A 14,075-nucleotide genomic window follows, 5' to 3' on the forward strand; every position below is an offset into this window, starting at 1 on the left:
GATGACGATGAGTCAGGAAGCGGGTGAGCGGCGCGGGAGCTGCACGGCTCCCAGGGCGACCGCGGCGATGAGGATGGCGCCCTGCACGGTGTATTCGAGGGCTCCCGAGATGCCGTGCAGATTGAGCAGCGTGAAGAGCGCTTCGAGGGTGAAGGCTCCGGCGAGGGCCGCTGTGATCGAGCCGCGGCCGCCGCCCAGGACGACTCCGCCGAGCACGACCGCGGTGATGGCCTGGAACTCCAGGCCTTGGCCGACCTGGGCGGAGACGCCGGCGAAGCCACCGAGCAGGATGGCGCAGAGCGCGGCGGACATGCCGGACAGCACGAACGCCGCGATCCTGACCCGGTGGATCCGCACCCCGGACAGCGCGGCAGCACGGTGGTTGTCGCCGGTGGCGACGAGGCGGCGGCCGAAGCCGGCCCGCATCAAGAGCACGACACCGACGGTGATGACCGCCAGGATGACCACCGACCACGGCACCGGGCCGAGATCGCCCCGCCCGAACCGCCGGAACTCTTCGGACAGGGCGCCCCGCGGAGCCCCGTCGGTCCACAGGAAGACCGCCCCGGAGAGGATCAGCATCATCCCGAGCGTCGCGATGAACGAAGACACTCTCAGCAGCGTGGTGATGAGGCCGTTGACCAGGCCCACCAAGGCTCCGAGCGCCAGGAGCAGCAGGAGGACGGGCCAGGTCGCGGAGGAGTCTCCGTCGATCAGCCGGGCGGCGATGACCACTTCGGCGGTGACCAGGGAGCCGACCGACAGGTCGAACTCACCGGAGACGATGACGAAGTACTGCCCGGCCGCGAGGATGGCCAGGGGCGCGGCCCGTTTGACGAAGGCGAGGAACCCCTCGGCCTCCAGGAAGTACGAGTTCGAGGCGGCAATGGCGATCAGCAGGATCGCCAGGACGACGAAGACGGGCAGGTCGCGTGCCGCGGGCAGGACGCTCCTCAGCTCACCGAGGCGACTGCGCCCCTCGCGCGGGGCGGGTGGCTGGTCATGCGTCTCCCGTTGAACGGTCCAGCTGGGTGGTGTCATTTCGACCGCCTTCCTCGGGCGTAGACCGCCAGAGCGGCGACGATCACGACGCCGCGCACGACGTCCTTGGCGAAGGAATTCACCTCAAGCTGGTTGAAGACGCTGTCGAGCACGGCCAGTACGAGTACGCCGCCGACCGTCCCGGCGACGCCGCCACGTCCGCCTGCCAGGGCGGTTCCGCCCAGTACGACGGCCGCGATGGACTCCAGGTCGTAGCCGCCGTCGGTGCCGACGGTCGGGGCGCCCGCGCCGAGCCGGGCGGCGAGCAGCAGTCCGGCGGCTCCCGCGCACAGCGAGCAGAGCACGTGGGTGGCCACGATGATCCTGTCGGTGCGCACTCCCGACAGCCGGGCGACTTCCGGGTCGCCGCCGACCGCGTAGATCCGGAATCCGAGCGTGGTGCGGCGCAGCAGGAGGATCGCCGCGATCGCGATGCCGCCCCAGAGCAGGGCCGATACCGGGATCGGGCCGATCCGGTCGTAGCCCAGCCGCTGGAACGAGGTGGGCACGCTGCCGGCGGGGCCGTCGTAGCGGTCGTCGAGGATGCCCCGGATGATCAGGGCGACGCCGAGGGTCGCGATGAACGCGTGCACTTTCAGCCTGGTGATGACCAGCCCGTTGACCAGGCCCACGAGGGCGCTCAGCACCAGAACGGCGCCGATCCCGGCGAGGACTCCGTACTCGGCCATGGTCTCCGCCGCCACCAGGGAGGTGAGGCTGATGAGGTAGGCGACGGACAGGTCGAGCGAGCCGGCGAGGATCGCGAGGGTCTGTCCGACCGCCACGATGCCCAGCGCCGCGGAGCGCTGCTGGATCCCCACCAGGCTGTCCTGGCTGAACAGTTGGCCGCCGTCGGCGTTGACGAGGATCCACCCGACGGCGGCGACCACCGCCAGCGCGATGAAGACGGGTCGTGCCGGGCTGTCCGCGGCGATCTTCCGCACGGTGGCGTTCCGTACCGGCGGGCGCAGGGTCTTGGTCGGTTGGTTCATGACGCCGCCGCCAGCTGCATGACCGCTGTCTCCGAGGAGCCCGCGGGCAGGTGGCCTGCGATCCGGCCCTCCCGCAGGACGACGATCCGGTCGCTCATGCCGATGAGTTCGGGGAGTTCGGAGGAGATGAGGAGGACGGCCATTCCGTCCTCGGCGAGTTCACGGACGAGTTCGTGGATGGCGGCCTTGGCGCCCACGTCCACCCCACGGGTCGGCTCGTCGAAGAGCAGCACCTTAGGGGCAACGGTCAGCCACTTCGCCAGGACGACCTTCTGCTGGTTGCCGCCCGAGAGATAGCGGACCTCCTTGCCGGGGTCGGGTGGAGCCAGCCGGACCCGGGTGAGCAGGTCCAGCACCGCGCCCTTGTACCGGCCGCGGGTGGTGCGGGCGACCAGCAGAGCGTTGTCCTTGACGGACTGGTGCAGGGCGAGCCCCTCGGCCTTGCGGTCCTCGGTCACCAGGCCGATCCCGGCCGCGATGCCGTCCCGCACGCTCCTGGTCCGCCGCGGCTCCATCTCGCCGCGGGTGAACGGCTCCGCTCCGAACAGCGCCTTCACCAGCTCGGTGCGCCCGGAACCTTGCAGCCCTGCCAGGCCTACGATCTCCCCGGCCCGCAGGTCCAGGTCGATCCCGTCGAGCCGCGCATTACCGCCGCCGCGCACCGACAGCAATACCGGTCCGGGTGCGGCGGTCGCGCGGGGAGGGTAGTAGTCGCCCAGCTCGCGGCCGACCATCAGCTCCACGAGCCGGTTGGTGTTCAGCCAAGCGGCTGCCACGGTGGTGACCTTCGCTCCGTCCTTCAACACAGTGATCTGGTCGGCCAGTTCAAAGATCTCCCGCAGCCGATGCGAGATGTACAGCACGGCGATGCCGCGCTGCCGCAACTGGCGGACGAGCCGGTAAAGCAGCTCCACCTCGTGCTCCGCCAGGGCCGCGGTCGGCTCGTCCATGACCACGATCCGGGCGTCCAGCGACAGGGCTTTGACGATCTCCACGACCTGCTGCTGTGCCACCGAGAGCCGGCGGACCAGGTCACGCGGCCCGAACGACTCCTCCCCCAGGGAGGCCAGAAGTTCGGCCGTGGCCTCATCCATCGCGGCTCGGTCGACCAGACCCCGGCGCACCGGCTCCCGGCCGAGGAAGACGTTCTCCGCGACCGTGCGCTCCGGCAGCAGCGTGAACTCCTGGTAGATGATGGCCACTCCGGCCCGCTGTGCCGCCAGTGGATGCCCGAAGGACACCTCCTGGCCGTTGATCTCGATCTGTCCTTCGTCGGGGCTGTGCACGCCGGTGAGGATCTTCATCAGCGTGGACTTGCCCGCGCCGTTCTCCCCGACGATGGCGTGCACTTCACCCGCCTCGACTTCGAGGTCGATCCCCTTCAGGACACGCACCCCGAGGAAGCTCTTGCCGATGCCCGTCATCTTCAGCACGGCAGCCGCCAGGCACCGAACTCAGTGGCAGCGACGACCCCCGTGCGCCGCACCCCAATCTCCCGGACCGTTCGGGCGTGCGCCCGTTCCATGAACCCGTTTCCAATGATGCCCATCCGAAGATCCGAAGATGAGCGGCGTTTCATCAGCATGACGTGCACATTAGGACTTACTTCTGTTGCCAGTCAACGGACTAACGACAGTTCATCGACATAAGTGGGGAGAGGGCCAACAGAAGGCGGGGGCGGATGCGTTCCCCGTTCAGCCCTCCCACCGGTCGATGACGGCGTTCAGATCGGCCGGCACGGTTTCTCCCACGGCCGCACGCTCGGCCGCGTGGTGCCGGAGCATTCGGATCAACTCGGCGTCCGTCCGCCGGTACAGGTCCGCCACCACGGTCAGCGGCACCTCCAGGAACAGGCATTTCAGTACGCCGTCCCGCCACGACGACTGATCGAGATACGTGGCCGCACCAGGCCCCAACGCGGCGGCGACCAGCCGCGGATCGTTCGTGCCCAGCGCATCCCGCACCAGCCCCACGGACCGCTCCCCCACGCCCAGCATGGGCAGCGCGCGCAGTACCGCGCGTCGCTCGGAGCTGTCCCCCAGGTGGTACACCGACTCGACAGCCGCGGCCAGCTCCGGGCCGTTGAGCGGCAGAGCACAGAGCATCAGGGCCCGGGCCGCCTCGTCCGCCGTCCAGTCCTCGAAGCCCGGGCCCAACGCGGCACGACCGCAGCGCAGCCCGGCGCCCGCCGAGAGCGTCATGACCGCTTCGGGTTGTTCCGACACCACTGCGCAGGCGTCTTCCACCCAGACCAGAGCCGCCGGCGAGAGTAGCCCAGCCAGCCGAGTGCGGAGCTGTTCGGGAGTGACGAGTCCAGAAGCCATGTGTCCGTCTCCATTGGTCCAGCGACCGACAACGCAGTCGACAGCCCTGCAGAACCTGTTCGCTGTCCAGAGCGCGGCTTCGCCCCTCCATCCCGCCGCTTTGCGGATCTGTTACACAGTTCCGTCACCGACGAGCACAATTGCGCCGATTCTGCGCGGATCTGCGGGGTCTCATTCGCCTGGTCACCATCGGAAGTGACCGCGAGACATCCGAACTCAGGGCTGTGACATCATCGATCGCGAGCGGAGGAGATCACGTTGACGACAGACACGGCCGGTGCCGGCGAACTGCTGACGATCCTGCGCGACGGCCGGTCCCGCACCCGCGCGGACCTGGTCAAGCTGACCGGCCTGGCCCGGTCCACAGTCGGTGTGCGCCTGGACGCGCTGCTCAAGCAGGGATGGGTCGTACCCGAGGGCGAAGCCGTGTCCTCGGGCGGACGTCCCGCCGTCTCCTACGCATTCAACCCGGAAGCCCGTGTCGTGCTCGCCGCGGACCTGGGTGCCCTGCACGCACGCGCCGCCGTCACCAACCTCGCCGCCGGCATCCTGGCCGAGCGGCGCACTGAACTCGCCATCGCCGAGGGGCCGGAGACGGTCCTCGGCTGGCTCGCCGACGCCTTCACCGAACTACTCGAAGAGACCGGGCACACACGCGAAGAGGTCAGCGGGGTGGGCGTCGGCCTCCCCGGCCCCGTATCGCACGAAACCGGCCGCCCGATCAACCCTCCGATCATGCCCGGCTGGGACGACTTCGACGTCGCGGGGTGGCTGGGCTCGCGGCTCGGCGCCCCCGTCCTGGTCGACAACGACGTCAACATCATGGCCCTGGGCGAACACTGGTCCACGATTCGCGACGTCGAGCACATGATCTTCGTCAAGATCGGCACGGGCATCGGCTCGGGCCTCATCACGGAGCACCGGCTGCACCGCGGGGCCCAGGGAGCCGCCGGTGACATCGGGCATGTCCGGGTGGCCGACGCGGACCCGGACGTGATGTGCCCCTGCGGCAACACCGGCTGCCTGGAGGCCATCGCCGGAGGCAACGCGCTCGCCGCCCGGCTGCGCGTATCGGGGATCGAGGCACGGAACGCCGGGGACGTCATCGCCCAGGTCCGGGCGGCCGAGCCCGCCGCCATCTCACTCGTGCGTGAGGCGGGGCGGAACGTCGGTGACGTGCTGGCCTCCCTGGTGAGCTTCTTCAATCCCAGCGTCATCGTCATCGGCGGTGAGCTCGCCGAGGCCGGAGAGCACCTGCTGGCAGGTGTCCGCGAGCGCGTCTACAGCCGTTCCCTCCCGCTGGCCACCGCCAACCTCCAGATCCGCGTCTCCCGCCTGGGCGAACAGGTGGGTGTCATCGGCGCCGCAGCCATGGTCATCGACGAGGCCCTCGCCTCGGACGCGATCGACCGCACGCTCGCCTGAGTGACCTCGGCGAAGCGAGCCACGGGCACGTGTACTTGGGCAGCGTCGGCCGTCGCGCTGAGAAGCTGACTCCGCCGCACGGCCGGCCTCTTATGCCGCATCCTCTTACACTTTTGCTTGACGGTCGACATAAATGCCTCTTACTCTCCAAAGTGACGGGTACACGTCACGTCTGAGCTGGCATGCCTGCACCGCCGCAACTGGTCCGGAGTTCTCCACCTGAGTCGAGGCGCGGTGCGCGTGCCGCCGGGCAGGGGCTCCGGACCGCTCTCCTCCGAGAGGACCGTCATGCCCCCAGTCCGCCACCGGTACCGCAGACTCGGTGCCCCCCTGGCCCTGCTCCTCATCGCTTGCCTGGCCCATGTGCTGGGCACGGCTGCGCCCGCCTCCGCCGCGACCGTCGGCTCCATCACCGGCTTCAGCCAGGCGGGCGACACCTTCACGATCACTGCAGGCCCGGCCAAGGTCCGGGTCGACTTCGCCCGCGCCGACATCTTCCGGTTGTGGCTCGCCCCCGACGGCACCTTCACAGACCCCGTCGGCAGCAAGCTCGCCACGAAGACCGAATTCGGCGCGGTCAACCCGACGTACGCCGATGCCGGTGACCACTACCGGATCTCGACGAACTCCCTCACCCTGCGGGCCTACAAGTCACCCCTGCGGTTCGCCCTCTACAAGGCGGACAACGCCACGCTCATCTGGTCCGAGACCTCCGGCCTGACCTGGGACGCGAGCAGCGTCACTCAGAGCCTGTCACGCGGTGCCGACGAGCAGTTCTACGGCACCGGGCTCCGCCTCGGTCAATGGGCGCTGCGCGGCATGTCCGTCCCGGTCAAGGTCGACAACCAGTGGAAGGAGAACACCAACGCCAGCCCCGCGCCGTTCTACATGTCGACCAACGGCTATGCGGTCATGCGCAACACCTGGAAGCCGGGCCAGTACAACTTCCACTCGCCCGTCACCACCCGGCACGACGAAAGCCGGTACGACGCCTACTTCTTCGTCGGGGACACACCCAAGAACCTCCTCGGCGACTACACCGACGTCACCGGCAAACCGTTCCTCGCTCCCATCTGGGGACTCGAACTCGGCAACGCAGACTGCTGGTCCACGTACAACACCGACCCGGAGCAGGGACCGCAGAACCGGCCCGGACACCTCAAGACCCCCGATGTCCTCGACTACGCCCGCGACGCCCGCGCCAAGGACATGCCGTCCGGCTGGTTCCTGCCCAACGACGGCTACGGCTGCGAGTACGAAGAACTGCCCTCCACCGTCAGTGAGTTGAAGAAGCTCGGCTTCCAGTCGGGCTTGTGGACCGAGCGAAGCCTCTCCAACATCGGCTGGGAGGTCGGCACCGCCGGATCCCGCGCCGTGAAGACCGACGTCGCCTGGGTCGGCGGCGGATACGAACCCGCCTTCGACGGCGTCCAGGCAGCCGTCAACGGAATCGAAAACAACTCCGATGCCCGGCGCTTCGTCTGGACGGTCGACGGCTGGGCCGGCACCCACCGCAACGCCGTCGTCTGGACCGGCGACACCTTCGGCACCTGGAACGACATGCGCTGGCACGTGCCCGCCATCGCCGGTGCGGCCTTCTCCGGTTTCAACTACGCGACGGGCGACGTCGACGGCATCTACGGGGGCTCCGGCCCCACGTACGTCCGCGATCTGCAGTGGAAGGCGTTCACCCCGGCGTTCATGACCATGTCCGGCTGGGGCGCCACCAACCCGTCGGCCGGGTATCAGGACAAGCAGCCCTGGAGGTTCGGCGAGCCCTATCTGTCGATCAACCGCAAGTACCTGAAGCTGAAGATGCGGTTGACGCCCTACTTCTACACGCACTCCGCCAACGCCTCGCAGTCCGGTGTGCCGACCGTCCGCCCCATGGCCCTGGAGTTCCCCGGTGACGCCGTCTCCCGGGGCAACCTCACCTCCCAGCAGTTCATGGCCGGCGACGCCTTCCTCGTCGCCCCCGTCACCTCCGACACGTCCACCCGTGACGACATCTATCTGCCCGCAGGCACCTGGACCGACTACTGGACCGGCAAGACCTGGACCGGCCCGGGTTGGATCGACGACTACAAGGCGCCCCTCGACACCCTGCCGCTGCTGGTGAAGGCCGGTTCGATCGTGCCGATGTGGCCGCAGATGAACCACAGCGGCGAGAAGCCGCACACCCCGATCACCTTCGACATCCACCCGCGCGGCTCCTCCTCCTTCACCCTTTACGAGGACGACGGGGTGACCCGCGCTCACCGGACCGGCGCATTCGCCCGTCAGAAGGTCGACGTCACCGCGCCGGCCCAGGGAACCGGCGACATCACCGTGAACGTCGGTGCTTCCCAGGGCAGTTACACGGGCAAGGCCGCCTCCCGCGGCTACCAGCTGGACCTTCGAGTCAGCAGCGCCCCGACCACAGTGAAGCTCGACGGCACGACCCTCACCGCTCACGCCACTGAGGCAGCCTTCGACGCCGCCACCACCGGCTGGTTCTTCGATCCGGCAACACGCGGGGGCACGCTCCACATCAAGACCGGAACCAAGTCGACCAGCGCGGCCTTCACCGTCGTCGCCTCCGGCGCCACACTGCCCAACGGAACCGCACCCACCGGCGACGCGCCCGGCACCGGCACCCCGACCGGCACGGTCAAGGGCGTCGGCTCCGGCCGCTGCGTGGACATCCCGGGCGCCAACACCACCACCGGGACCCAGCTCGTCATCTGGGACTGCCACGGCGGCCCCAACCAGACCTGGCAGCTCTCGTCCGACGGTACGGTCCGCGCCCTGGGCGTCTGCATGACCGCGGCCACCCTCACCGACCTGGCACCGGTCACCCTCTCCCCCTGCACCGCCGCCCCCACCCAGCAGTGGACCTACGAAGCCACCGCACAGCGTCTGCGCAATCCCGCCTCCGGCAAGTGCCTCGATGTCAACGCAGGCGCCAGCGCCAACGGCAGCAAGCTCATCCTCTACACCTGCCACACCGGCACCAACCAGCAATGGACCGTTCCCAGCTGAGGTGAGCACGCCCGGTGTGGGACGGAGGGGATGCCGTCCCACACCGAACTCCCGTCCCATTCCAGGCCGTTGCATCCTCACGAAGGAGTTCCATGAGACGCCTTGCCGGTGTGATCGCCGCGCTCCTGAGCGCCGCGCTTCTCACTCTCCTGCCGTCGCCGACGCAGGCCGCCCCGGCCGCGGCACCCGGCCGGCAGACCATTCCCGCCCTGAGTCAATGGACGCCCGCGTCCGGCTCGTACACCTTCACCGCCACGAGCAAGATCGTGGTCGATCCCGCCTTCGCGGCCCAACTCGACGACGACGCCGCGACCTTCGCCGACGATCTGCGCGCCCAGACCGGCCGGACCGTCCCGGTCGTGCACGGCACGGCCGCGGCCGGGGACATCCGGCTCTCCCTCGGCGGCAGTACACCGGCCGAGGGATACACGATGACCGTCGGATCGAGCATCGAGATCAAGGCGTCGAAGGACACCGGCGCGTTCTACGGCACCCGGACCGTGCTCCAGCTCCTGCGCCAGTCGCCGACCATCGCCGCGGGCACAGCCATCGACGCGCCGACCAAGCCCGAACGGGGACTCATGGTCGACCAGGGCCGCAAGTACTTCACCGTCGACTGGCTGCGCAAACACATCAAGGAGCTGGCCTACCTCAAGCTCAACACCTTCCACTTCCACCTGTCCGACAACTTCGGCTTCCGGCTGGAGTCCAGCACCCACCCCGAGATCGTCTCCGCGCAGCACTACACCAAGCAGGAGATCCGGGAGCTGGTGGCTTTGGCGGCGAAGCACCACATCACCATCGTTCCCGAGATCGACTTCCCGGGGCACATGGACGCCATCCTCGCGGCGAAGCCCGAACTCAAGCTGAAATCCAGCAGCGGCGTGGTCCGCGACAGCCTCATCGACCTGTCCAAGGAGGCCTCCTACACGCTGATCAGCGATCTGATCAAGGAGTACCTGCCGCTGTTCCCCGGCAATTACTGGCACATCGGCGCGGACGAATACATCGGCCACTTCGGCGACAGCTACAGCGACTACCCGCAGCTGCACACCTACGCCAAGGCAAAGTACGGCGCGAACGCCAAGCCCAAGGACGTCTACTACGGCTTCATCAACTGGGCGAATGACATCGTCCGCGCCGGCGGCAAGACCATGCGGATGTGGAACGACGGCATCCGGCACGATGACGGCACGATCAACCCGGCCGCCAACATCCATGTCGAGTACTGGTACGACTACGGACTCACGCCGCAGCAACTACTCGCCCGCGGCCACACCATCTCCAACCAGTCCTGGAACCCCACCTACTACGTGCTGGGCGGCAGCAAGCCGGACAACAAGTGGGGCTACGAGACGTGGCATCCCAACCTGTTCCAGGCCGGCGGCTCCATCGACCAGCCCGCCCGCAACCTGGGCAGCAACGTCCACGTATGGGCCGACTCCCCGGGCGCCGAGACCGAGGACCAGATCGCCGCGGGCATCAAGTACACCCTGCGGGTCATCGCCCAGCAGACCTGGGGCTCGCCGAAGCCTGTGCCGACCTACTCCGAGTTCACCCAGCTCTCCGACACCATCGGCCGCTCCCCCGGCTGGGTGCGGCCGATCCCGGGCAACCTGGCGTACAACCGCCCGGTGACGGCCTCCTCGACCGAGACACCGTCGTTCCCCGCCGCCCAGGCCGTCGACGGTGACCCGGCCACCCGCTGGTCCAGTGCCCACACCGACCCGAGCACGATCACCGTCGACCTCGGCTCGAACGTCCCGATCAGCCGGGTGGTCCTCCGCTGGGAGGCCGCCTACGGCAAGGCCTACCAGATCCAGACCTCCACCGACGGCTCCACCTGGACCACTCGCCACAGCACCGCCGCGGGCGACGGCGGCGTGGACGACCTGACCGGCCTCACCGGCACCGGCCGCTATGTACGCATGAACGGAACCCAGCGCGGCACCACCTACGGCTACTCGCTCTACGAATTCGAGGTGTACTCCCCCGCCCGGACCGGCCAGATCAAAGGCGTCGGCTCAGGCCGCTGCCTGGACATCCCCGCCTCCCAGACCTCTCCCGGTACCCAACTCACCATCTGGGACTGCCACGGCGACGCCAACCAAACCTGGACGCCGGCCGCCGACGGCACGGTCCGATCGCTCGGTGTCTGCATGACCGCCGCCGCCACGACCGCCGGAACCCCGGTCACCGTCTCTCCCTGCACGCCCTCCGGCACCCAGCTGTGGGCCTACGAAACCGACACCCGCCGCCTGCGCAACACCGCGTCCGGCAAGTGCCTCGACGTCAGCGCCGAAGCCACCGCCAACAACAGCAAACTCATCCTCTACACCTGCCACACCGGCGCGAACCAGCAATGGACACTGCCCACCTGACGGAGGTAACGACCGCATAACGCGGCGGGACGGCTGCCGGGGGCCGAACTCTTCCGGAATGACAGCCCCTTGGGCTGCGTGCGACCGCTGTCGCACGCAGCCCTTGCCCCTCCGGAGTAGTCCACATGCCACGTCGTTCCTCCCGCACCACGCACTCGTCAGCGGGGCTCTTCACCTCTGCCGAACCGCCAGTCGGCACACCAAGCAACACGCGTGCCGAGGTGCGCCGCGAGCGAGCGGCACAGCGCCGCCGTACCGTCGTCGTGGCCGCGGCAACCGCGGTCGTGATCGCCGGGGGCACCGCCGTCGTACTGAGCGACCCGTCGGAGTCCGACGAGCCCCGCCCCTTGGCCGCGGTGGAGTCGGCCGCTCCCGCGAAGGCCGTTGCCCCGCAGAGCCCTTCGCCGTCTGCGACCTCGCGGTCCGCTGCTCCCACTCCCTCCCCCAGCTCCCCTTCTTCCAAGCCGAGCCCCAGCAAGACGGCCACATCCCGACCGGGGACGAGCACCGCCGAGCCGAAGCCGGAACCCACGCCCGCCCGGACGCCGCAGCAGGCTCCCCCGGCTGCGGCCGCGCCCGCCGACGTCGCCGCGCAGGTCCTCGAAGTGGTCAACGCCGAACGCGGCAAGGCGGGATGCGGTCCGCTCGCACTGAACGGCAAGCTCACGACGGCGGCCCAGCGCCACTCGGAAGACATGGCGGCACGCCACTACTTCGACCACACCAACCCTGACGGGAAGGGCCCCGGCGACCGCATCACCGCGGCCGGCTACAGCTGGCAGAGCGTGGGCGAGAACATCGCGGCAGGCCAGGGGTCCCCTGCCGACGTGATGGGCTCGTGGATGAACAGTCCAGGTCACCGCGCGAACATCCTCAACTGCGACTTCAAGGAAATGGGCCTGGGGATGCACGACGACGCATCCGGAGGGCCGTGGTGGACGCAGGCCTTCGCCAGCGGCTGGTGAGGAGGAGCACCAGCCGGACGGCGATCGTCAAACGCTGAAGGCGTCCCCCGCGTAACGGAAGCGCAGGGAAGGCGTGTTGTAGTAGTTCGCTGTCGTACCGATGGCTGGAGAGTTGGGATTGCCCTGTGCGGCATTGTGCCAGTCGTCCAGACCGAGGTAGTACAGGCCGGATCCGAGCTGTGCGAGAACGACCTTGCCGTCCCCGCCCGCGTAATACGTCCAGCGGGCGGTGGGCTCCGTCGACGTGCAGGCGGCGCGCTGCTGACGGACCGGGGCGCCGTCCGCCTCCGTACCCGAATTGGCGAGGCACATCCCGGTCGCGTAATTGCGAAGCCGTACCTCGTGTGCGGCGCGGTCGACGAGCAGCTCCCACTGTTGCGTGCGGCTACCGTCACACGCGGCCTCGTAAGGCTCGGCCCCCTCGACCGGGTCGATGTCCATGCACCTTCCGGTGGACACGATCGGTAGCTGGGTCCGGTCGGTCGCGGCGGGCGACCAGGACGGGGGCGGCGACGCGGTGGGCCTGCTCGGCGAGGGCGTCGGGTTACGGGTAGGGGACGATGACGGGGACTCACTCGGTTTCGGAGGGGGAGTTGAGGTGGGGGCAGCTGCCCTCGGAGCGGGGGCTTCTCGGGGCTCGTCGCCGTCCCTGAAGGGGAGGTAGACGCCGACGGAGATGGCCAGCACGACAGCGCCGATGCCGACCGCCTTGAGGCCCGTACCCATACCGGATGCGGTCTTGCCGAGGCCGGCCGCGGCTCCGCCGGCACCGGCGGCCTTCGACCCGTACGAGGCTCCCGCCCACATCAGGACACCGACGGGCAGCGCGACACCCAAAGTCTCGTTCAGATCGCGCAGTTCGAGACTCGCGTGGCGGCACCGGGGACAGTCCGCGAGGTGCCGCTCCAGGCCCTGATGGCGGCGGCGCCGCCCGGCGCGGCGGATCGAGGCGGCGAGCAGGCCCGTGTAATGGCGGCATTCCTCCGACGCATCCGGATCGCTGGCGTACTCCGCCAGATACGCCTCCCGCAGCCCTTCCCGGGCACGCGCCGTGAGCGAGGCGACGCCGCTCGCGCTGAGGCCGAGCAAGGGCGCGATCCGCTCCGGCGACTCACCCTCGACCGCCGAGTGCCACAGGACGGTCCGCCAGCGTTCGGGGAGACTGCGAAAGGCGCGAACCACCCGGTTGCCCTCCTCCTGGTGCAGCAGCCACTCCTCTCCGCTCTCCGCCATCGGTGCTTCGGACAGCCAGGCCTCGAAATCGGGCGCGAGTTCCGTGCGACGCGCTGTCCGGCACCAGGCGGCCGCGGTCCGGCGGACTGTCGTCAGGAGATAGGGGCGCCAGGCATCCTGAGGGCCACTGCCGCCCTGTACGGCCCGAAGCGCCCGGGCGAACGCCTCCGAGGTCAGGTCCTCCGCAGTGTGCGAGTCCCGGGTGCAGGTGCGCGCGTAGGCCAGCACCGGAGCGCGGTGTCGCCGGTAAAGCTCCTCCGCCGCGGCCTGGGCGTCGCCGGGCACGCCGCTGCGTATGTGGACAGTCAGGTCGGCGTCACTGCCGACCGGTCCGGCGGCGTCGCCGGGGGTGCTGTTGCGCATATCGGTCATTCTCTGGGCCGGGGACGGGACGAAAGCATCTCCTCTGCGGGGAGCAGGCTATGACTAAACCGTCCCGCGGCGTTATCGAACCGTTACACGGTCCGTCCGGCGGATATACGTGACGTGGTGACGTACAGGGCGGATGGCGGTGCCGCACTGGGGGTTGTGGCACCGCCACCCGCTGACCCCCTGTCCTCATGACCACGGGAACGTCCTGGCACTGCCCCTCTCGTCTGTGCCGTATTGGCCTTCATTGAGGGAGAAGTGAGAGCCACTCGGCACATCCCGACGTTTTGCCGATGCTTTACCTTTTCGCTGCGGACGGCGGTC

Annotated in this window: 9 protein-coding genes; 4 read left to right on the forward strand and 5 right to left on the reverse strand. The window is 69.0% G+C overall.

All coding sequences use genetic code 11. The annotated features are described in order from the left end of the window. Nucleotides 1-12: 12 nt before the first annotated feature. The 4 genes from BN159_RS12440 to BN159_RS12455 all read right to left on the reverse strand — a co-directional run bounded on the left by BN159_RS12440 (nt 13) and on the right by BN159_RS12455 (nt 4,357). The gene (locus tag BN159_RS12440; protein WP_015657330.1) at nt 13-1,041 is read right to left on the reverse strand and encodes an ABC transporter permease; all 1,029 of its coding nucleotides are present in this window, start codon (nt 1,039-1,041) and stop codon (nt 13-15) included. Continuing rightward, nucleotides 1,038-2,033: an ABC transporter permease gene (locus BN159_RS12445; RefSeq protein WP_015657331.1), complete on the reverse strand. Its 996-nt coding sequence runs from the start codon at nt 2,031-2,033 to the stop codon at nt 1,038-1,040. The genes BN159_RS12440 and BN159_RS12445 overlap by 4 nt, the downstream gene beginning before the upstream one ends. Continuing rightward, nucleotides 2,030-3,457 (reverse strand): sugar ABC transporter ATP-binding protein, encoded by a 1,428-nt coding sequence (locus BN159_RS12450; RefSeq protein ID WP_015657332.1) that lies wholly within the window; start codon nt 3,455-3,457, stop codon nt 2,030-2,032. Before BN159_RS12450 ends, BN159_RS12445 begins: the two co-directional genes overlap by 4 nt. Before the next feature lie 270 nt (nt 3,458-3,727). Then, entirely contained in the window at nt 3,728-4,357 is a 630-nt protein-coding gene (locus BN159_RS12455; protein WP_015657334.1) for an EboA domain-containing protein, read from the reverse strand. Between the two features lie 258 nt (nt 4,358-4,615). Between BN159_RS12455 and BN159_RS12460 the strand changes: the two genes are divergently transcribed. The 4 genes from BN159_RS12460 to BN159_RS43835 all read left to right on the forward strand — a co-directional run bounded on the left by BN159_RS12460 (nt 4,616) and on the right by BN159_RS43835 (nt 12,149). Then, nucleotides 4,616-5,782, forward strand: coding sequence for an ROK family transcriptional regulator (locus BN159_RS12460; protein WP_015657335.1), 1,167 nt, complete (start codon nt 4,616-4,618; stop codon nt 5,780-5,782). A 288-nt stretch (nt 5,783-6,070) separates the two neighbouring features. Further along, nucleotides 6,071-8,803: a ricin-type beta-trefoil lectin domain protein gene (locus tag BN159_RS12465; RefSeq protein ID WP_015657336.1), complete on the forward strand. Its 2,733-nt coding sequence runs from the start codon at nt 6,071-6,073 to the stop codon at nt 8,801-8,803. A gap of 92 nt (nt 8,804-8,895) precedes the next feature. Next, nucleotides 8,896-11,184, forward strand: a complete 2,289-nt coding sequence (locus BN159_RS12470; RefSeq protein WP_015657337.1) for a family 20 glycosylhydrolase — start codon at nt 8,896-8,898, stop codon at nt 11,182-11,184. A 125-nt stretch (nt 11,185-11,309) separates the two neighbouring features. Beyond that, a complete protein-coding gene (locus tag BN159_RS43835; RefSeq protein WP_015657338.1) occupies nt 11,310-12,149 on the forward strand; it encodes a CAP domain-containing protein in 840 nt (279 codons plus the stop codon). A gap of 27 nt (nt 12,150-12,176) precedes the next feature. Here BN159_RS43835 and BN159_RS12480 read toward each other — a convergent pair whose 3' ends face one another. Further along, nucleotides 12,177-13,745 (reverse strand): sigma-70 family RNA polymerase sigma factor, encoded by a 1,569-nt coding sequence (locus tag BN159_RS12480; RefSeq protein WP_015657339.1) that lies wholly within the window; start codon nt 13,743-13,745, stop codon nt 12,177-12,179. Nucleotides 13,746-14,075 lie beyond the last annotated feature (330 nt).

It is taken from the genome of Streptomyces davaonensis JCM 4913, assembly GCF_000349325.1.
Taxonomy (GTDB): Bacteria; Actinomycetota; Actinomycetes; order Streptomycetales; family Streptomycetaceae; genus Streptomyces; species Streptomyces davaonensis.